The following is a 19,805-nucleotide window of genomic DNA, read 5'->3' as shown; positions in this document are numbered from 1 at the left end:
GGCAGCATACGCCCTACCCCGCCATCGTGGGTAGACGCTTAAGCAAATTTTAATTTCAGTTTTTTTCGGGCAGGATGCAGGCGTCGACCATCTGCAGGTCGTTGTCCTTGGCGAAGGAAATCACGAAGTGGTAAGCCAGCGGTTCCAGCGCGCGCAGCTTGCCGTTGACCACCACCGACTTGACGCCGTTGACGACCGTCGGCGTGACGTAAGGAGAGAACTGCAGGTGGGAGTCGCGGCCGCCGCCATAGCCTTCCGGCTTGAAGCAGGCCATCACGCCGCACAGGCGCTCAGCCCAGTCGCTGGGACGGAACTGCCTGCCATCGCTGGTTTGGCCAAGGATGAAGAACGAGTCCTGCTGTTCTACCGGTTTTTGAACTGACTCTGCCATAGGCGGCTGCTTATGAGTAGATACTTGTTGGTAACAAGAATGCGTGGAAGACCCCGACGGGTTGCCTCGGGCGGATATCATTCTGTAAGAATCTTACGTATTATATCTTATAGAAGACCTGAATACGTAAGCCATTGATTTCAATCCATTTTCCTGCGCACTACGCCACTTTGGTGCAGAAAAATCATCTTACCGCACCACAGCAATGCCGCTATTGTACTCGCTTAGGGGGTCGCTCCGAGCCACACGGCGCCCGACAACAGCAATAACAACATCATCCACAGCAGCAGCGCGCGCCACACCAGGCCGACCGTGCTTTGCAGCGCACGGACATTGGGCTCCTCGCCCGGCAGCACCTCCGGCTCCTCGTCGCCGGCATCGACGGTGGCGGCATCCACCGGCAGCACCTTGGCGGCATTTTCCGCCGGCGTGCCCAGGCGCACGCCCATAGCGCCGCCGCCCGCCGACAGGATGATGCCGATCGCCTCGTCGGACCAGCGGTGGGCGAAATTGCGCCAGGCGTAGATAGCGTCTTCGAAGTTGCCGACCACGGCGAACGCCACGGCGGTCAGGCGCACCGGCAACCAGTCGATCCAGTAGAACGCGCGGGCGGCGAACTGGCCGAACGCCTCGTTGCGCATGTGTTCAGGCTCGTTCCAGGCGCGCGCCAGGTGTTCCGACACGCGGTACATGACGGCGCAGGCCGGGCCCAGCGGCATCAGGAACCAGAAGAACACGCCGAACACATTGCGGTGGGTGGTGATCAGCGATTTTTCCACGGCGATGCGGGCGATCTCGGACGTTTCCATGCCGACCGTGTCCTGCCTGGTCCACTCGGCCAGCAGGGCGCGCGCGGTGGCGTCGTCGCCGGCGTTCAGCGCCAGCTGGATCGAGGTGAAATAGTGGCTGTAATGACGAAAGCCGAGCGTCAGGTAGACGATCAGCACGTTCCAGGCGAAGGCCGCCAGGAACCAGTTGTAATGCTTCAGCACCCAGTAAATCAGCGCGGTCGGCACCATCAGGATCGCCATCATCAGGAACCAGCCCATGCGGCCGTGGGTCGGGTGGCCGGCGTTGAACCAGGTTTCCATCCGCAACGCCAGCCGCTTGATTTCAGCGTAGATCGGATTGTCCGCACGCAGCGGTTTCATTTGCTCGATCAGCAGCGCGCATAGAATGGAAAGAAAAGTCATTGATGGTCCTTTAAGTCGGCAGTGCCTTGATGCCCGCTACGATAGCTTAGTGTGACTATGCACGCAAGAAATGGAACAGATTGCGCAGCATGCCGGCGGTGGCGCCCCAGATGTAATAGTCGTTGTACGGCATGGCGTAGAAGGTGCGGCGCCCGCCCGGCAACTCCACCGTCAGGCGCTGGTGATTCAGGCCGTCCATCAGGAAGGCCAGCGGCACCTCGAAGATTTCCGCCACCTCGGACGGATCGGCCGCCAGCTCGAACGGCGGCGTGACCAGGCCGACCACGGGCGTGACGCAATAACCGGTGCCGGTCAGATACTTGGGCAGGGTGCCGAGGATGTCGACGTGGCGGCGCGCCAGGCCGATCTCCTCTTCCGATTCGCGCAGCGCGGTGTCGATGGCACTGCTGTCGTAGTCCTCGGCGCGGCCGCCGGGAAAGCTGATCTGGCCGGCATGATCGGTCAGGTGCGCGGTGCGCTGGGTCAGCAGCAGGGTCAGGCCGCTCTCGCGCGGCACCAGCGGGATCAGCACCGAGGCGGCGGTCGGCGGGCGCTCCGCCCTGCCCGGCAGCGCCTGCTCGCCGGTTTCCGGCGTCCACAGCGGCTGTTCGGCGAAACGGCCGCGCAGCCACGCGGGCGTCAGGCGCTCCGGCGCGACGGCGGCTTCGCCGGCGATCGATTCAATCGGCAATTGTTGCGGGTCGAACATAAGCTTGGCCAACTTGCTACCTCCAGATAAAAGAAAAGGCGCCAGCGGCGCCTCTTCCATCCAAACACAAACGCGGCTATTAAGCTGCGGTTGCTTTCGCCGCTGGGCGACGGTTTGGCAGTTTTTCCTTGATACGTGCCGATTTACCGGAACGATCACGCAGGTAGTACAGTTTAGCGCGACGTACGTCACCGCGGCGTTTCACTTCGATCGAAGCGATCAGCGGGGAGTACAGCTGGAAGGTACGCTCGACGCCTTCGCCGGACGAGATCTTGCGAACGATGAAGTTCGAGTTCAGGCCACGGTTGCGACGGGAGATGACCACGCCTTCGTATGCCTGGGCGCGCTTGCGGGTGCCTTCGACTACGTTGACGTTGACGATCACGGTATCGCCAGGGGCGAAATCAGGGATGGTCTTGCCCAGGCGAGCGATTTCTTCTTGCTCGAGTTGTTGAATCAGATTCATTTTTATGACTCCATAAACCATCATGCTGGCGCGCAATGAGTTTTAAAAAACTCGCCCAGTAGAGGATGGGGGTTAAACAAGCAGGTTTATAAGCCTGCCAAAAATCGCTCGTCGTGCTTGGTGAGCAGTCCTGCCTCACGCGCTTTGACAAGCAAATCGGGGCGCTTGCGCGCGGTCGCTTCCAGCATGCGCTGGCGGCGCCATTTCTCGATCTCTGCGTGGTTGCCGCCCATCAGCACCGGCGGCACGCCCACACCTTCATATGTTTCCGGCCGCGTGTAGTGCGGCGAATCCAGCAGGCCGTTGACGAAACTGTCTTCAATCGCCGAGGCATCCGTGTTCAGCACGCCGGGAATCTGGCGGATCACGGCATCCATCAAGGCCATCGCCGGCAGCTCGCCGCCGGACAGCACGAAATCGCCGAGGCTGATTTCCTCGTCGACGCAGCGGTCCAGCAAACGCTGGTCCACCGCCTCGTAGCGGCCGCACAGGATCACCAGACCGGGCTCCTGCTTCAGCTGCATCACGCGCTCGTGCGTCAACTGCTTGCCCTGGGGCGACATGAACACCACGCGGGGCGCGGGCAGACCGGCATCGGTCTGGCGCTGCTTCGCCGCGTTGAGCGTCGCTTCCAGGGGTTTGGCCAGCATCACCATGCCGGGGCCGCCGCCGTACGGGCGGTCATCCACGGTGCGGTGATTGTCGGTGGTGAAATCACGCGGATTCCACAACGACAAGCCACATTTATTCTGTTCAAACGCACGCCGGGTCACGCCCGACTGCGTCAGTGCGGCGAACATTTCCGGGAACAGGGTCACGACATCAAATTGCATGGCGGGCCGCCCTCAATGTTGCGCTAATAAAACTAGTAATCAAGGCCCCAGTCGACGGTGATCTTCTTTGCGGCCTTGTCTACCTTGATGACAAACGCGTCCACAAATGGAATCAGGCGCTCCTGCGCCGCTGCCTCCGGGTCAGCCTCAGGCGTCGCGGCTGGCGTAATGCGCAAGATCGACTGCGGACCGTTGCTCATCATGTCAGTCACCGTACCGAGGTGCTCACCTTGCAAATTCTCTACTTCCAGACCGATCAACTCGGTCCAGTAAAACTCGTCGTCGGACAACACCGGGAAACGACTCTTCGGTATCGACACGGCTGCGCCCTTCAGCGCTTCCGCGACATTCCGGTCGGTCACTCCCACCAGCTGCGCGACCACGTCGCCGCCATGCAGCTTGCACTGCTTGACATCGACATCGTGCAGGTTCGGCTTGTCGATCCACCAGGTTTTCACCTGCAGGAGTGCATCCGCATCTTCCGAGAAAGGACGAATCCTGACCCAGCCAGCAACGCCATAAGCACCGAAGACAAAGCCTACCTGTGCCAGATCGTCGGGGACTTGCACCCCGGATGCATTCTTATCGGTCAAACCAGCAACCAGACTTAAGCAGCTTTGTTCGAAGCTACCAGGCGAGCAACGGTCGGCGACAGTTGGGCGCCAACGGATTGCCAGTGAGCCAGACGGTCAGCGGTAATGCGCAGTGGCACTTCGCCACCGGATGCCATCGGGTTGTAGAAACCGATGCGCTCGATGAAACGGCCATCGCGACGATTGCGCGAGTCGGTTGCAACGATGTTGAAGAACGGACGCTTCTTGGCGCCTCCACGAGCTAAACGAATAACGACCATAATATTTCCAAAAAGTGTGCTAGGACGGAAAAAGCCGCAAATTATAGCGCGCTTTGCCGCGAAGCAGCAAGCGTTAATGAAATAATCGGGCAATGTTGGGGTAATCGAAGATTATCCCCCGAACCGGCGTGCGGGGCAATAGCCCTGACCATAAAAAAGGTCTGCCGGGGGCCGTATTATGACCGATACTGCATGTTTTCCGGCTATTTAAGCGACAACCATGACTGTTTTGCACCACACATCCCACAAAAACAAGACTTTGGCCGCGCTGCTGGCCTTCCTGTTCGGCGGTCTGGGCCTGCAGCGCCTGTATTTGCGCGGCCTGCGCGACCCGTGGCTGTGGGCCCACCTGGCCTCCCTGCCGGCCTGCGCGCTGGTGTCGCTGGCGGCACCAAACGCCGACGGTTTCTACAAGCTGCTGCCGCTGATGGTGTCCGGCCTGGTCGGCTTCCTCGAGGCGCTGGTGCTGGGCCTGATGTCCGACGAAAAGTGGGACGCGCGCTTCAACCCCGGCTCCGGCAAGCAATCGGACACCAACTGGCCGCTGGCCGTGGTGCTGGTGGCGGCCATGATGGTGGGCGCCGGCAGCCTGATCGCCACGATTTCACGCTTATTTGACTTGTTGTACACTGGTGGTTCCTACGGTTAACAAGGAGAACAAGACATGAACCGTTCCATGCTGGTGGCACTGGCCATCGCCGGCCTGAGCTCCACCGCCCAGGCCCAAAGCCCGAAAGAGCAATTCAACGCCGAAACCAAGCGCATCGCCACCCGCTACGCGGATGACAAGAAGCTGTGCGCCGAAGAAAGCAACTCGTCGACCCGCATGCAATGCACACGCGACGCCAAGTCCGAATACGACAAAGCCATGACCATGGCCAAGGCCCAGTACAAGGCCAGCCCGGCCAAGCCCGGCAGCTGCATGGAATGCGGCAAGGTCACCTCGATCGTGGTCAGCGACAAGGCCGGCGAAGGCAGCGCGCTGGGCGTCATCGCCGGCGGCGTTGCCGGCGCCCTGCTGGGCAACCAGGTCGGCAGCGGCCATGGCCGCCAGCTGGCGACGGTGGCCGGCGCGGCCGGCGGCGCCTATGCCGGCAAGAAGATCGAAGAGAAGGCCAAATCCACCAAGCAGTGGACCGTGCACGTGCAATACGACGACGGCAAGCAGGCCAGCTTCAACTTCGACCACGACCCGCGCATGCTGAGCGGCGACCGCGTCCGCAACGACAACGGCAACCTGGTCCGCAACTAGCGTCAAACAAACAGCCTCCGGGCTGTTTTTTTCGCCTGTGCCACAATATCTTGCTGATTCGACCACTACAGGAGACATCGTGCAAGTACCGACCTTCCCCGCCCAATGGCAAGCGCTGGTAGACCAGGCCGCCACCGCCCTGCGCACGCTTGCGCTCGATGAGGCCGCCAAGGAAAAATTCTGCAACGATCCGCTGCTGCGGCCCTATATGCACAAGGTGTCGCAGCGCTATGTTGCCGGCCGGACGGTGGCCGAAGCGCTGCAGCGCGTCGAGCACATCATCGCGCAAGGCCATGCGGCGTCGGTGGAGTACATGGGCGAAAGCGTGCGCGACGAGGCGTTTGCGATGGCCGAGACGGAGGTGTTCATGGAGCTGGTCAAGGCTGTCGGCCAGCGCAACCTGAACTGCTCGATCTCGTTCGACCTGTCGCACGTGGGCCTGACGGTGGACAAGGAACTGGGCTACCGCAACGCCCGCCGCATCGCGCTGGCAGCCGCCGAGATCAACCGCGAGGCGATGATCTCGATGGAAGCCATCGACCGCGCCGACGACATCTACCAGCTTTACGCGCGGCTGCACCAGGAAGACGGCTTGCACAACGTCGGCATCACGGTGCCGGCCAAGCGCCACCGCACGGCGCGCGACCTGCCGTCGCTGATGAAGATCCCGGGCCGCATCCGGCTGGTGAAAGGCGCGTTCCTGGAGTCGGAGGAGGTCTCATATCACCGCAACAGCCCCGAGCTGGCGGCCGCCTACCGCCGCCACGCGCGGGAGTTGCTGCTGAGCGGCCACAAGTGCTCGATCGCCACGCACGACCGCGGCATCCAGCAAGATCTCGGCGCGCTGATACTGCAAGAGCGCATCGATCCGCGCTGGTATGAATTCGAATCGCTGATCGGCCTCGGCACCGAGCAGATCGCCGACCTGAGGGCGCGCGGCTTCCCCACCCGTGAATACGCGGTGTTCGGCGACGAACACTTCCTCTACGTACTGAACCGCATCGCCGAGGAACCGGTGCGCGTGTACCAGGCCATCGTCGACGTGATGGACCGGCCGGCTTGAATTACCAGCCGCCGCCCATGTGCGGCGCGAAGCGCTGCGTCAGGAAGTCGACGAAGGCGCCGACCTTGGCCGACAGGTTCAGGCGCTGCGGGTAGACCGCAAAGATGTCGGCGGCCGGCAACGACCATTCCTCCAGCACCGGCAGCAGCCGGCCGGAACGCAGATACGGCGCCGCATCCCATTGCGAGCGCATGAGGATGCCGTAGCCTTCCAGCGCCCAGGCCAGCGCCGTCTCGCCGTCGTTGGTGCTGAGCGTGCCGCGCACCTTGACCGTCTCCTGCCGCCGGCCATTGTTCAGCTGCCAGACGCCGTAAGCCGCCTCATCCTCGCGGATCACGATGCAGTCGCGGCGCTGCAAATCGTTGGGCGTGAGCGGCGCGGCCGCCTTGTCCAGATACAGCGGCGAGGCGCACAGCAGCCGCCGGTTGGACGCGATCTTGCGCGCCGTGATGCGCGCATCCGGCAGCTCGCCGATGCGGATGCCGACATCGTAGGCCGCATCGACCAGGTTCATCGGCCGCTCCGTCATCTGCAACTGCACCTCCACTTCCGGATAGCGCCGCGCGAACGCCGCCACCGCCGGCGCGATATGCCGCCGCCCGAAGCCGAAGCTGGCGTTGACCCGCAGCAGCCCCTTCGGCTCGGCGCGGCTGCTGACCACCTTCATCTCCAGTTCCTCGATATCGGCCAGGATGCGCGCGCCGTTGCTCAGGTAGACCTCGCCCTCGTGCGTCACGCTCATGCGCCGTGTGGTGCGGTTCAGCAAGCGCACGCCCAGCCGCTGCTCCAGCGCCGCCAACCGCTTGGTGACCACCGGCGGCGTCACGCCCAGCTCGCGCGCCACCGCCGCCAGACTGCCCTGTTTGATCAGCAGGGCAAAAAACGCCAGGTCCGAGACCGCATCCATTATTAATCCTGAAGAAAGAATAGATTTAATTTTCACGAATTATATGCCTGATCTGCGGTTATACAATGCTCTGCAACCAGGAGATATCATGTTCCATCACTTTGAACAGCACACCATCGACGTCGGCGACGTCCCCATTCACTGCGTCAAGGGCGGCAGCGGCCCTGGCCTGCTGCTGCTGCACGGCCACCCGCAAACGCACGCGATCTGGCACAAGGTGGCGCCGCAACTGGCCGAGCGCTACACCGTCATCGCCGCCGACCTGCGCGGCTACGGCGACAGCGGCAAGCCGGCCGGCCTGCCCGACCACAGCAACTATTCCAAGCGCGCGATGGCCGCCGACCAGCTGCGCCTGATGCGCCATTTCGGCCACGAGCGCTTCCTGGTGCTGGCGCACGACCGCGGCGCCCGCGTCGCCTACCGCATGGCGCTCGACCATCCAGCAGCCGTCAGCCGCCTGGTCACGCTGGACATCGCACCGACGCTGGCGATGTACGAGAAAACCTCGATGGCCTTCGCCACCGCCTACTACCACTGGTTCTTCCTGATCCGTCCGGCGCCGTTCCCGGAGACGCTGATCAACTCCCATCCGGGCGACTACCTGAAGCACACCATCGGCGGCCGCAGCGCCGGCCTGGCGCCGTTCACCGACGAAGCCTACGCCGAATACCTGCGCTGCCTGCAGGACCCGGCCACCGTGCACGGCATCTGCGAGGACTACCGCGCCAGCGCCACGATCGACCTGGAACACGAACGTGCCGACCTGGCCGCCGGCCGCAAGATCGCCTGCCCGATGCTGGCCCTGTGGGGCGCGCACGGCGCGGTCGGCCAGTGCTTCGATCCGCTGGCCGAATGGCGGGCACTGGCCAGCGACGTGCGCGGCAGGGCGCTCGACTGCGGCCACTACATCCCGGAAGAAGCGCCGCAGGCGCTGCTCGACGAAGTACTGCCTTTCCTCTCCACCCAGACGCCATAGAAAGCCGCGCCATGCCATCCACCCTGTACCAGAAACTGGTCGCCTCGCACACCGTCAGCCGCATCGACGCGCAGCACGTGCTGCTGTACGCCGACCTGCACATCATGAACGAATACACCAGCCCGCAAGCCTTCACCGCGCTGCGCGCGCAGCAGCGCCGCGTGCTGCGGCCCCGGCAGCAACTGGCCGTGGTGTCGCACATCATTCCCACGCACCCGGTCGGCAACGCGCAGCGCACCATCATGGACCCGGCCTCGTCGCTGCAGGCGCGCAACCTGAAGCGCAATTGCGACGAGTTCGGCATCAGGCTGCTCGACACCACCGACGCCGACCAGGGCATCGAGCACATCGTCGCGCCCGAACACGGCCTGATCCGCCCCGGCATGGTGGTCATGTGCGGCGACAGCCATACCACCACCCACGGCGCGCTCGGTGCGCTGGGCTTCGGCGTCGGCACCTCGGAGGTCGAGCACATCCTGGCGACGCAGACGCTGGTCTACCGGCTGGCCGGCGACATGCGCATCCGCATCGACGGCGCGCTGCCGCTGGGCACCTCGGTCAAGGACCTGATCCTCCTCATCATCGGCAGCATAGGTGCCCAGGGCGCGCGCGGCTACGCGGTGGAATTCTGCGGCACCACCATCGCCACGCTGTCGGCCGAAGCGCGCATGACGATGTGCAATATGGCGGTGGAAGCCGGCGCCCGCGCCGCGCTGATCCAGCCGGACCGGATCACTTTCGACTATGTTGCCGCCCGGGCCCAGGACCTGCGCGGCGCGGCATGGGAACAAGCCATGGCCAGCTGGCGCGAACTGTATTCCGACCCGGATGCGCAGTTCGACGTCGAGCACGTGTTCGACGCGGCCGAGGTGGAACCTTACGTCACCTGGGGCACCAGTCCCGACCAGGCCATGCCCGTCACCGGCCTGCTGCCCGATCCGGCCGCGAGCGGCAACGCCCACTCGCATGACGCCATCGCCCGCGCGCTGGACTACATGGGGCTGCGGGCCGTGGCGCCGATCGAGCGCACCCCGGTCGACCGCGTCTTCATCGGTTCCTGCACCAACGGCCGCATCGAGGATTTGCGGCTGGCTGCCGCCATCGTGCGCGGACGCAGCGTCGCGCCCGCCGTGCGCGCGATGGTGGTGCCCGGCTCGGGCAGCGTGCGCCGCCAGGCCGAACAGGAAGGCCTGGCACAGGTCTTCCTCGATGCCGGTTTCGAATGGCGCCAGCCGGGCTGCTCGATGTGCCTGGCCATGAACGACGACGTGCTGGAGCCGGGCGAGCGCTGCGCCTCCACCACCAACCGCAATTTCGAGGGCCGCCAGGGCCGCGCGGGCCGCACGCACCTGATGAGCCCGGCCATGGCTGCGGCCGCCGCCATCACCGGCTACATCGCCGACGTCCGCAAACTGGGAGTACACCATGCATAAGTTAGAAGGCATCGCCGCGCCGCTGCTGATCGACAACCTCGACACCGACCAGATCATGCCCAAGCAATTCCTGCGCATCATCAACAAGGAAGGTCTGGACCAGGGCGTGCTGTACGACCTGCGCTTCGAGCCCGACGGCACGCCCAAGCCGGGGTTCGTTCTGAACCGCGCGGCATATCGGGGTGCCAATATCCTGATCGGCGGCGCCAACTTCGGCTGCGGCTCCAGCCGCGAACATGCGGTGTGGGGTATGCAGCAACTGGGGATAGAAGCGGTGATCGCCTCCAGCTTTGCTGAAATCTTTTTCGGCAACGCGCTGGCCAACCGGCTGCTGCTGATCACGCTGGCGCCGGCCCAGGTTGACGCCTTGGCTGCCGAGACGGTGGCGGTTCCGGGCAGCCACGTCACCATCGACCTTGTCGACATGAGCGTGCGTAGCGCGGGCGGCCTGGCCTTTCCGTTCACGCTGGGCCAGCGCCACAAACAAATGATCACCGAAGGCCTGGACATGGTCGGCGCGACGCTGCGGCAACTGGCCGACATCGAGGCGTTCGAGCAGCGCCACCACGCCGAGGCGCCGTGGACGCGCGTGCTGCACGCCTGATGATGCATCCAATAAAAACATGATGGAGACAACTATGAAACGCTCGCCGCTGTATACCAGGCTTTACTTCCAGGTCATTGTCGGCATCACCGCCGGGGTGTTGCTGGGATGGTTCTATCCCGACCTCGGCACGGAGATGAAGCCGCTGGGAGATTCCTTCATCAAACTGATCAAGATGATGATCGCTCCCATCATCTTTTGCACGGTGGTCACCGGTATTTCCAAGATGGGCAATCTGCGGGACGTAGGGCGAGTCGGCAGCAAGGCGCTGCTCTACTTTGAAGTGGTCACCACGCTGGCGATGATGATCGGCATGATCGTCGTGAACCTGGTGCAGCCCGGCGGCGGCATGAATATCGATGCGCATGCGCTGGACACCAAGTCGATCGCCGCCTACACCGCCATGGCCAAGCACAGCGGCACGGCCGAGTTCCTGATGAGCGTCATTCCGACCACCATCTTCGACGCCTTCACCAAGGGCGACATACTACAGGTGTTGCTGTTTGCCATACTTACCGGCGTTTCACTGACACAGTTCGGCGACAAGGTCAAACCGCTGGTCGACCTGCTGGACATGGCGGCGCACAGCCTGTTCGGCGTGATCGGCATCATCATGAAACTGGCGCCGATCGGCGCGTTCGGCGCGATGGCCTTCACGATCGGCAAGTATGGCATCGGTGCGCTGCAGCAACTTGGTTTGCTCATGCTGTGCATGTACGCAACCTGCTTCCTGTTCGTGTTCGTGGTGCTGGGATTGATCTGCCGCTACACCGGCTTTGGCATCTGGCCTTTCCTCAAATATATCCGCGATGAAGTGCTGATCGTGCTGGGCACGTCGACCAGCGAATCGGTGCTGCCGCGCATTATGGTCAAGCTGGAAAAACTGGGCTGCGCCAGACCGGTGGTGGGACTGGTGATACCGACCGGATATTCCTTCAACCTGGACGGTACCTCGATCTACCTGACCATGTCGGCTATCTTCATCGCCCAGGCCTGCAATGTGCAGCTGACCTGGGGCGAGCAACTGGGCATCCTGGGCACCCTGCTGCTGACATCGAAAGGCGCGGGGGCGGTGGTCGGCGCCGGCTTCATCACGCTGGCAGCCACGCTGGCCACGATGGGGGGCAAGATTCCGGTCGAAGGCCTGGCGCTGCTGGTCGGCATCGACCGCTTCATGGCCGAGGCGCGCTCGATCACCAATCTCATCGGCAACAGCGTGGCCACCGTCGTCATCTCGAAATGGGAAGGCGCGCTGGACATGGAGCGCATGCAGCGCGTGCTCAGCGGACAGCAGGTGCCGGACGATGAGCCGGCCCCGGCCGACGCGCCAGGCACCACCGGAGACTTGGTTCAGGCCGGCTAGTCCCGGCACGAGGCAGGCGTTGAGCGGCGATGCTACATATAGCCGGTCAGCAGCGCGCGCGCCCAGTCCGGGCGTCCGTTGCGCTGCGCCAGCTCTGCCATTGGACGGCTGTCATACGGCACCGTGATCAGGCCGCTGGTCCACGCGCCATCTATCCGCTCCACTATGGCATAGCGCGCGTCCGGCGAGCCGTTCTGGACCATGTGAAAAGTCGGATGTTCGTCATCGTAAGCCTGCAATCCGACGCTGCCGGGATTGACGATCAGCGTGCCGTTCGGCGCGCGCACGGAGCGCGGCACGTGGGTGTGGCCGCATATCACCAGCTCGGCCCGCACATCGCCCAGCCGCTGCGCCACCTCCTCCGGCGCGGCCAGCCGCACATGGGGCTGGCCGGGATCCACCGATTCCAGGAAGTATTCCAGATCGCTGCGCGGCGTGCCGTGGCACAGCAGCACCTGGTCGTTCAGCCGTTGGCAGGATTTGAGCGACGCCATCCAGGCCAGTTCACGCACGCCCAGCTGCGCCCGCGCATAGGCGTCTGAAGGCTGGCGCTGCATATTGTCCGGCGCATCGGGATCCAGCTCCAGCACTTGCCGCTCGTGATTACCGGCCAGGTGTATCCAATCCTGCGCCATCAGGAAGCGCACCGTCTCGCGCGGCAGCAGTGGCCCTGAGGCGCTGTCGCCCAGATTGACCACCAGATCCACGCCGCGCCGGTGCATATGGCCCACCACGGCTTCCAGCGCCGGCAAGTTGCCGTGTATGTCAGACAGAATCGCGATGCGCATAGGGCCTCCCGGGTGGTTCCACTTCACAGTGTAGCGCGATAGGCGTAAAAAAAGCAGCCCGAAGGCTGCTTTTCGTGAAGCGGCGAGACCGGCTTAGAACTGGTCTTCGCTCAGCGCCAGCACGCCGGCGCTGCCGTCGATGATGGCGATGCGCAAGCCCGAGGCTTGCGACAGGATGTGGTCGGCGAAGAAGCGCGCGGTGGCGATCTTGGCTTTATAGAAACCGGCGTCGCCATCGTTGGCGTCCAGCTTCTGCTGAGCGATCACGGCGGCGCGCGCCATCTGCCAGCCGCCCAGCACGATGCCGGCCAGCTTCAGGTACAGCACGCTGCCCGAAAACACGCCCTTGATGTCGCTCTTCATGTTGGCCACCACGTAATCGACCACCGCTTCCAGGTCCTTGCTGCCGGACGACAGCTGCGCCAGGATGGCCTTGAAGTCCGCGTTGTCCGACGCCGCCAGTTGCGCCTCGGTCGCGCGCACCTGGGCGATGATGCCCTTGGCCACGGCGCCGCCGTCGCGCACGGTCTTGCGGCCGACCAGGTCGTTGGCCTGGATCGCCGTCGTGCCTTCGTAGATCGTCAGGATCTTCGCATCGCGGTAGTGCTGGGCCGCGCCGGTTTCCTCGATGAAGCCCATGCCGCCGTGCACCTGCACGCCGTCGCGGGTCACGTCCTGCGACATCTCGGTCGACCAGCCCTTGATCACGGGCACCAGGTATTCGTACACCGCCAGGTTGGCCTTGCGCACCTCCGCGTCGGCGTGGCTGTGCGCCACGTCGCTGATGCCGGCGCCGACGTAGGCCAGCGCGCGCGCCGCCTCGGTCTGCGAACGCATGGACATCAGCATGCGGCGCACGTCCGGGTGATGGATAATCGATACCGGGCCGGCCGAACCGGCCAGGTCGCGCGACTGCACCCGGTCCTTGGCGAAGGCCACGGCCTTCTGGTAGGCGCGCTCGGCCAGGCCGATGCCCTGCAGGCCGACGCCGAAGCGGGCCGCGTTCATCATGATGAACATGTATTCCAGGCCGCGGTTCTCCTCGCCCACCAGCGTGCCGATGGCGCCGCCGTGGTCGCCGAATTGCAGCACAGCGGTCGGGCTGGCCTTGATGCCCAGCTTGTGCTCGATCGACACGCAATGCGCATCGTTGCGGGCGCCGACCGAACCGTCGGCGTTGACCAGGAACTTGGGCACGATGAACAGCGAGATGCCCTTCACGCCCGGCGGCGCGTCCGGCGTGCGCGCCAGCACCAGGTGGACGATGTTATCGGCGAAGTCATGCTCGCCGTAGGTGATGAAGATCTTGGTGCCGAACACCTTGTAGGTGCCGTCGCCCTGCGGCACGGCGCGGGTGCGCACGGCGGCCAGGTCGGAGCCGGCTTGCGGCTCGGTCAGGTTCATGGTGCCGGTCCACTTGCCCGACACCAGGTTTTCCAAATAGATGGCTTTCTGCTCGTCGCTGCCGGCGGTCAGCAGCGCTTCGATTGCGCCGTCCGACAGCAGCGCGCACAGCGCGAACGAGATGCTGCCGGAGTTGAGCATTTCAATGCATGGGGTCGCCAGCAGCTTCGGCAGGCCCTGGCCGCCGAATTCCACCGGGTGCTGCACGCCCTGCCAGCCGGCCTCGGCAAATGCCTTGAAGGCTTCCTTGAAGCCCTTGGAGGTGGTGACCTGGCCGTCGTGCCACCAGCTCGGTTCCTTGTCGCTCGGGTTGTTCAACGGCGCGACCACGCCGCTGACGAATTTCGCGTTCTCTTCCAGCACGGCTTCGGCGGTGTCCGGGGTCGCGTCCTCGTTGCCCGGCAGCGCGTTGACGCCGGCCAGGTCGGCCAGTTCGTTCATCACGAACAGCATGTCTTTCAGGGGTGCTTGATATGGCATCTTATGTCTCCAAGAAAAAGGCCACGGCAATCCGGCGTTCCGGATCAGCGTGGCCTGATGTGCGGTGCGCGGGCTTAGCCCAGTTCAGCAACCAGTTGCGGCACGATGTCGAACAGGTCGCCGACGATGCCGTAGTCGGCAACGGAGAAGATCGGCGCTTCAGGATCTTTGTTGATCGCCACGATGGTCTTCGAATCCTTCATGCCGGCCAGGTGCTGGATCGCGCCCGAGATGCCGACGGCGATGTACAGCGTCGGCGCGACGATCTTGCCGGTCTGGCCCACTTGCCAGTCGTTCGGCACGTAGCCGGCGTCGACGGCGGCGCGCGAGGCGCCCATGGCGGCGTTCAGCTTGTCCGCCAGCGGTTCCAGGATCTTGAACGCTTCGCCCGAGCCCATGCCGCGGCCGCCGGAAACGATGATCTTGGCGGCGGTCAGCTCAGGACGGTCCGACTTGGCCAGCTCGCGGCCGACGAAGGCCGATTTGCCGATGTCGGCAACCGCGGCGACGGTTTCGGTCGCAGCCGAACCGCCGGTGGCGGCAGCGGCGTCGAAGCCGGTCGAACGCACGGTGATGACCTTGATCTTGTCCGACGATTGCACGTAGGCGATCGCGTTGCCGGCGTAGATAGGACGCTCGAAGGTGTCCGGCGAGTCGACCTTGGTGATTTCGGAAATCTGCGCCACGTCCAGCTTGGCGGCCACGCGCGGCAGGATGTTCTTGCCGTAGGCTGTGGCCGGGGCCAGGATGTGGCTGTACGAACCGGCCAGCGCCAGCACTTGCTCGGCGATGTTCTCGGCCAGGCCGTCGGCGAAGTAAGCGGCGTCCGCCACGATGACTTTCGACACGCCGGCGATTTGCGCGGCTGCTTCGGCTGCGGCACCGGCGTTCGAGCCGGCAACCAGGACGTGCACGTCGCCACCGCACTGGGCGGCAGCGGTCACGGTGTGGAGGGTGCTGCCTTTCAGGCTAGCGTTGTCGTGTTCGGCGATAACTAATGCGACCATGGTTGTTCCTTTAGATGACTTTGGCTTCGGTGCGCAGTTTTGCGACCAGGGTGGCGACGTCCGGTACCTTGATGCCGGCCGAGCGTTTTGCAGGCTCGACGACTTTCAGGGTTTTCAGACGCGGGGTCACATCGACGCCCAGGTCTTCTGGCTTGGTCACATCCAGCGGTTTTTTCTTGGCCTTCATGATGTTCGGCAGCGTCACATAGCGCGGCTCGTTCAGGCGCAGGTCGGTGGTGACGATGGCCGGCAAGGTCAGCGCCAGCGTTTCCAGGCCGCCGTCCACTTCGCGGGTCACGGTGACCTTGCCGTCTTCCAGCACCACTTTCGACGCGAACGTCGCTTGCGGCCAGCCCAGCAGCGCAGCCAGCATCTGGCCGGTCTGGTTGGAATCGTCGTCGATCGCCTGCTTGCCCAGGATGATCAGTTGTGGCTGTTCCTTGTCCGCCAGCGCCTTGAGCAGCTTGGCCACCGCCAGCGGCTCCAGCTCGACGGCGGTTTCCACCAGGATGCCGCGGTCGGCGCCGATGGCCATGCCGGTGCGCAGGGTTTCCTGGCATTGGGTCACGCCGCACGATACGGCCACCACTTCGGTCACCTTGCCGGCTTCTTTGAGGCGCATCGCTTCTTCCAGCGCGATCTCATCGAATGGATTCATCGACATTTTGACGTTGGCGATATCGACGCCGCTGCCGTCGGACTTGACGCGCACCTTGACGTTGTAGTCGACCACGCGTTTGACGGGTACCAAGACTTTCATAGCTGTGCCTTTGGAAAAATTAAAGAATTCGGGACAAATAATGTGGGCTAGATTATATGAGAAATCCAGCCTGCACAAGAAATTTAAGCACGATCGTGCGTTTTTTAGCTAGTAGAAATCGTCTAAAAAATAAATGCTTTAGACGATATTTCTGTAGAAAAAGTAGCTAAGGGAAGACGCGGCGCTTATTTGCGCTGCATCAAAAAGACAAATTCGCGGCCAGTCTGGACATGCGACAACAGCGCATTGCCGGTTTGCTTGGCGAAAGCCTGGAAATCCCGCACGGAACCCGGGTCGGTCGCCATAATCCGCAGCACTTCGCCGCTCTGCAACTCAGACAAGGCTTTCTTGGCCTTCAGGATCGGCAGCGGACAGTTCAAACCGCGCGCATCGAGTTCCTTATGGAATTCCATGATTTCGTTTTCAAGTATCGTGTCGCTCATCAAGAACCCGCTCGTTTTGTTTAGGACTGTCGTCATACTACTCCAAAACGGGCCGCATGACGCGCTGCACCAAAATAGTTCATTGCGCGTTGCAAGTTTGCAACGCGAGCTGACGAGTATACAACAGGAATCCCCAGACGACAACGGCCCGCGCTTGACACGCGGGCCGCTTATTTACGGGCTTTTTACTGGCTTCTGAGCAACTTAGGCGCGCTCGCCCACCCATGCGGCAACACCCGCCAGAGCTGCCGGCAGGCCGCTCGGATCGGTGCCGCCGGCCTGCGCCATATCAGGGCGTCCGCCACCTTTTCCGCCCACTTGTTGTGCAACGAAGTTCACCAGCTCGCCCGCCTTGACCTTGGACGTGGCGTCCGCCGTCACGCCGGCGATCAGGCTCACCTTGCCGTCGGCAACGCTGGCCAGCACGATGGCGGCGGTCTTCAGCTTGTCCTTCAGCTTGTCCATGGTCTCGCGCAGACGGGCCACGTCGGCGCCGTCCAGCGTGGCCGCCAGCACCTTGATGCCGTTGACGTCGACCGCTTGCGCGACCAGCTCGTCGCCCTGGCCCGAAGCCAGTTTCGATTTCAGCGCGGCCAGTTCCTTTTCCAGCGCCTTGACGTGGTCCTGCACCTGGCCGATACGCGCGGTCAGTTCCTCGGGATTCGACTTCAGCGCGGCCGACGCTTCCAGCAGGCGGCGGTTCATCGATTGCACCAGCGCCAGCGCGCCTTCGCCGGTGACGGCTTCGACGCGGCGGATGCCGGCGGCCACGCCGCCTTCAGCGATGATCTTGAACAGGCCGATGTCGCCGGTGCGCTGCACGTGCACGCCGCCGCACAGCTCTTTCGAGGTGCCGATATCCAGCACGCGCACTTCGTCGCCGTACTTCTCGCCGAACAGCGCCATCGCGCCGTGCTTGACCGCGTCGTCGAAGGACATGTGCTGCGCCTTGGTCGCGTGGTTTTCCAGGATCTCCTTGTTGACCTTGGTTTCCACTTCGGCGATCTGCTCGGCCGTCAGCGGCGCGTTGTGGCTGAAGTCGAAGCGGGTCTTGTCCGGATCGACCAGCGAGCCTTTCTGCGCCACGTGCGAACCCAGCACTTCGCGCAGGGCCTTGTGCATCAGGTGGGTGGCCGAGTGGTTGCGGATGGTGCGCGCGCGCTTGGCTTGATCGACGTTGGCGCTGACCGCATCGCCCACTTTCAGCGCGCCCGACTCCAGCACGCCGTGGTGGCCGAACACGTCGGCCTGGATCTTCAGCGTGTCGCTGACGCTGAACTGCGCCGCGCCCGAGCTGATGACGCCCTGGTCGCCCACCTGGCCGCCGGATTCCGCGTAGAACGGCGTGGTGTCGAGCACCACGATGCCGGCCTGGCCAGCCTTCAGTTCCTGCACCGGCGTGCCGGCCGCGTACAGCGCGACGACCTTGCTGCTGTGCGTCAGGTTGTCATAGCCGACGAATTTGTTTTTCTCGCCCGAGTACTCGACCTTGCTGTCCTTGGTGGTCTTGCCGCCCTTGCGCGACAGTTCCTGGCTTTCCTTCAGCGCGGCGTCGTAGCCGGCCTGGTCGAACTCTATATTGCGCTCGCGGCAGATGTCGGCCGTCAGGTCCGGCGGGAAGCCGTAGGTCTCGTACAAGGTGAAGGCGGTGGCGCCGTCGATGCCCTTGCCGTCCTTGGCCAGCTGCGCTTCCAGCACTTTCATGCCGGTTTCCAGCGTCTCGCCGAAGCGCTCTTCCTCGGCCTTGAGCATCTGGGCCACGCGGTCCTTGGCTTCTTCCAGCTCCGGATAGGCGGCGCCCATCTCGATCGCCAGGTCGGCCACCAGCTTGTAGAAGAACGGCTTGGTCTGGCCCAGCTTGTGGCCGTGGCGCAGCGCGCGGCGGATGATGCGGCGCAGCACGTAGGCACGGCCTTCGCTGCCGGGAATCACGCCGTCGACGATCATGAACGCGGCGGCGCGGATGTGGTCGGCGATCACGCGCAGCGATTTGTTTTCCAGGTCGGTGGCGCCGGTTTCGCGCGCGGCGGCCTTGATCAGGTGCTGGAACAGGTCGATCTCGTAGTTCGAGTGCACGTGCTGCAGCACAGCTGCCAGGCGCTCCATGCCCATGCCGGTGTCGACGCACGGCTTCGGCAGCTTGTGCATCACGCCCGCTTCGTCGCGGTTGAACTGCATGAACACCAGGTTCCAGATTTCGATGAAGCGGTCGCCGTCTTCGTCCGGCGAGCCTGGCGGGCCGCCAGGAATGTCGGCGCCGTGGTCGTAGAAGATCTCGGTGCACGGACCGCATGGGCCGGTGTCGGCCATCTGCCAGAAGTTGTCCGACGCGTAGCGCGCGCCCTTGTTGTCGCCAATGCGGATGATGCGCTCTTTTGGCACGCCGATTTCATTGGCCCAAATGTCGTAGGCCTCGTCGTCTTCCTGGTAGACGGTGACGGTCAGCTTGTCGACCGGCAGCGCGTAGACCTTGGTCAGCAGTTCCCAGGCGTAGTTGATGGCGTCGCGCTTGAAGTAGTCGCCGAAGCTGAAGTTGCCCAGCATTTCGAAGAAGGTGTGGTGGCGCGCGGTGTAGCCGACATTTTCCAGGTCGTTGTGCTTGCCGCCGGCGCGCACGCAGCGCTGCACGGAGGTGGCGCGGGTGTACGGACGGCTGTCGGTACCGGTGAACACGTCCTTGAATTGCACCATGCCGCTGTTGGTCAGCAGCAGGGTCGGGTCGTTGCCAGGTACCAGGGAGCTGGAACGGACAATCGAATGACCCTTGGATTCAAAAAACTTGAGGAATTTGTCGCGGATTTCAGATGATTTCATGTCGTAAGCAGAGGTAGCTGGCAAATGCAAAGGGTTGATTATATATGACCACGCCGCAGGCAGGGT

The 19,805-nt window shown here is 63.5% G+C and carries 21 protein-coding genes; 7 read left to right on the top strand and 14 right to left on the bottom strand.

The genetic code is table 11. The annotated features are described in order from the left end of the window. Positions 1–55: 55 nt before the first annotated feature. From ACSQ3S_RS08820 to rpsP, 7 genes are all read right to left on the bottom strand, one after another. Positions 56–391, bottom strand: a complete 336-nt coding sequence (locus ACSQ3S_RS08820; RefSeq protein ID WP_176654979.1) for a DUF3579 domain-containing protein — start codon at positions 389–391, stop codon at positions 56–58. A gap of 224 nt (positions 392–615) precedes the next feature. Then, the gene (locus tag ACSQ3S_RS08815) at positions 616–1,584 is read right to left on the bottom strand and encodes a CobD/CbiB family protein (protein WP_176654978.1); all 969 of its coding nucleotides are present in this window, start codon (positions 1,582–1,584) and stop codon (positions 616–618) included. 55 nt (positions 1,585–1,639) lie between these two features. After that, positions 1,640–2,305, bottom strand: coding sequence for a CoA pyrophosphatase (locus ACSQ3S_RS08810; RefSeq protein ID WP_436142141.1), 666 nt, complete (start codon positions 2,303–2,305; stop codon positions 1,640–1,642). Between the two features lie 67 nt (positions 2,306–2,372). Then, entirely contained in the window at positions 2,373–2,759 is a 387-nt protein-coding gene (gene rplS / locus ACSQ3S_RS08805; protein WP_176654977.1) for a 50S ribosomal protein L19, read from the bottom strand. Between the two features lie 86 nt (positions 2,760–2,845). Then, positions 2,846–3,592, bottom strand: a complete 747-nt coding sequence (gene trmD, locus ACSQ3S_RS08800; protein ID WP_176654976.1) for a tRNA (guanosine(37)-N1)-methyltransferase TrmD — start codon at positions 3,590–3,592, stop codon at positions 2,846–2,848. A 32-nt stretch (positions 3,593–3,624) separates the two neighbouring features. Further along, the gene (gene rimM / locus ACSQ3S_RS08795; RefSeq protein WP_353400536.1) at positions 3,625–4,185 is read right to left on the bottom strand and encodes a ribosome maturation factor RimM; all 561 of its coding nucleotides are present in this window, start codon (positions 4,183–4,185) and stop codon (positions 3,625–3,627) included. Between the two features lie 14 nt (positions 4,186–4,199). Continuing rightward, on the bottom strand, positions 4,200–4,445 hold the full coding sequence (gene rpsP, locus ACSQ3S_RS08790) for a 30S ribosomal protein S16 (protein WP_008446017.1): 246 nt from the start codon (positions 4,443–4,445) through the stop codon (positions 4,200–4,202). A 220-nt stretch (positions 4,446–4,665) separates the two neighbouring features. Between rpsP and ACSQ3S_RS08785 the strand changes: the two genes are divergently transcribed. The 3 genes from ACSQ3S_RS08785 to ACSQ3S_RS08775 all read left to right on the top strand — a co-directional run bounded on the left by ACSQ3S_RS08785 (position 4,666) and on the right by ACSQ3S_RS08775 (position 6,760). After that, positions 4,666–5,094 carry a hypothetical protein gene (locus tag ACSQ3S_RS08785; protein ID WP_176654974.1) on the top strand — a complete coding sequence of 143 codons (429 nt, stop codon included), beginning with the start codon at positions 4,666–4,668 and terminating at the stop codon, positions 5,092–5,094. A gap of 15 nt (positions 5,095–5,109) precedes the next feature. Next, complete coding sequence (locus tag ACSQ3S_RS08780) at positions 5,110–5,697, top strand: glycine zipper 2TM domain-containing protein (RefSeq protein ID WP_353400530.1); 588 nt, start codon at positions 5,110–5,112, stop codon at positions 5,695–5,697. A gap of 79 nt (positions 5,698–5,776) precedes the next feature. Next, positions 5,777–6,760 (top strand): proline dehydrogenase family protein, encoded by a 984-nt coding sequence (locus ACSQ3S_RS08775; RefSeq protein WP_436142140.1) that lies wholly within the window; start codon positions 5,777–5,779, stop codon positions 6,758–6,760. A 1-nt stretch (position 6,761) separates the two neighbouring features. Here ACSQ3S_RS08775 and ACSQ3S_RS08770 read toward each other — a convergent pair whose 3' ends face one another. Beyond that, positions 6,762–7,667 carry a LysR family transcriptional regulator gene (locus ACSQ3S_RS08770; RefSeq protein WP_436142139.1) on the bottom strand — a complete coding sequence of 302 codons (906 nt, stop codon included), beginning with the start codon at positions 7,665–7,667 and terminating at the stop codon, positions 6,762–6,764. A gap of 88 nt (positions 7,668–7,755) precedes the next feature. On the opposite strand from ACSQ3S_RS08770, the gene ACSQ3S_RS08765 reads away from it, so the two are divergent. Genes ACSQ3S_RS08765 through ACSQ3S_RS08750 form a run of 4 tightly spaced genes read left to right on the top strand, consistent with a single transcriptional unit; the run spans position 7,756 to position 12,043 of the window. Further along, positions 7,756–8,643, top strand: a complete 888-nt coding sequence (locus ACSQ3S_RS08765; protein ID WP_436142138.1) for an alpha/beta fold hydrolase — start codon at positions 7,756–7,758, stop codon at positions 8,641–8,643. Positions 8,644–8,654: 11 nt separating this feature from the next. Continuing rightward, positions 8,655–10,076, top strand: a complete 1,422-nt coding sequence (leuC, locus tag ACSQ3S_RS08760; protein ID WP_436142137.1) for a 3-isopropylmalate dehydratase large subunit — start codon at positions 8,655–8,657, stop codon at positions 10,074–10,076. Continuing rightward, positions 10,069–10,680 carry a 3-isopropylmalate dehydratase small subunit gene (gene leuD, locus ACSQ3S_RS08755; protein WP_436142136.1) on the top strand — a complete coding sequence of 204 codons (612 nt, stop codon included), beginning with the start codon at positions 10,069–10,071 and terminating at the stop codon, positions 10,678–10,680. The genes leuC and leuD overlap by 8 nt, the downstream gene beginning before the upstream one ends. A 34-nt stretch (positions 10,681–10,714) precedes the next feature. Continuing rightward, the gene (locus tag ACSQ3S_RS08750; RefSeq protein WP_176654967.1) at positions 10,715–12,043 is read left to right on the top strand and encodes a dicarboxylate/amino acid:cation symporter; all 1,329 of its coding nucleotides are present in this window, start codon (positions 10,715–10,717) and stop codon (positions 12,041–12,043) included. Between the two features lie 32 nt (positions 12,044–12,075). Here the strand turns inward: ACSQ3S_RS08750 and ACSQ3S_RS08745 are convergent, their stop codons facing one another. The 6 genes from ACSQ3S_RS08745 to alaS all read right to left on the bottom strand — a co-directional run bounded on the left by ACSQ3S_RS08745 (position 12,076) and on the right by alaS (position 19,739). Beyond that, positions 12,076–12,831: a metallophosphoesterase family protein gene (locus tag ACSQ3S_RS08745; protein WP_436142135.1), complete on the bottom strand. Its 756-nt coding sequence runs from the start codon at positions 12,829–12,831 to the stop codon at positions 12,076–12,078. A 93-nt stretch (positions 12,832–12,924) separates the two neighbouring features. Further along, entirely contained in the window at positions 12,925–14,715 is a 1,791-nt protein-coding gene (locus ACSQ3S_RS08740) for an acyl-CoA dehydrogenase (protein WP_436142134.1), read from the bottom strand. Between the two features lie 74 nt (positions 14,716–14,789). Beyond that, a complete protein-coding gene (locus ACSQ3S_RS08735) occupies positions 14,790–15,722 on the bottom strand; it encodes an electron transfer flavoprotein subunit alpha/FixB family protein (RefSeq protein WP_176654964.1) in 933 nt (310 codons plus the stop codon). Positions 15,723–15,732: 10 nt separating this feature from the next. Continuing rightward, complete coding sequence (locus ACSQ3S_RS08730) at positions 15,733–16,482, bottom strand: electron transfer flavoprotein subunit beta/FixA family protein (protein WP_176654963.1); 750 nt, start codon at positions 16,480–16,482, stop codon at positions 15,733–15,735. Between the two features lie 185 nt (positions 16,483–16,667). After that, positions 16,668–16,925 carry a sulfurtransferase TusA family protein gene (locus ACSQ3S_RS08725; protein WP_008445984.1) on the bottom strand — a complete coding sequence of 86 codons (258 nt, stop codon included), beginning with the start codon at positions 16,923–16,925 and terminating at the stop codon, positions 16,668–16,670. 204 nt (positions 16,926–17,129) lie between these two features. Then, a complete protein-coding gene (gene alaS, locus ACSQ3S_RS08720; RefSeq protein WP_413447138.1) occupies positions 17,130–19,739 on the bottom strand; it encodes an alanine--tRNA ligase in 2,610 nt (869 codons plus the stop codon). Between the last annotated feature and the right edge of the window lie 66 nt (positions 19,740–19,805).

It is taken from the genome of Duganella sp. LjRoot269, assembly GCF_964254095.1.
Taxonomy (GTDB): domain Bacteria; phylum Pseudomonadota; class Gammaproteobacteria; order Burkholderiales; family Burkholderiaceae_D; genus Rugamonas; species Rugamonas hordei.
Note: the sequence above shows the minus strand (reverse complement) of the source record. Positions and strands in the feature narration are given on the sequence as shown.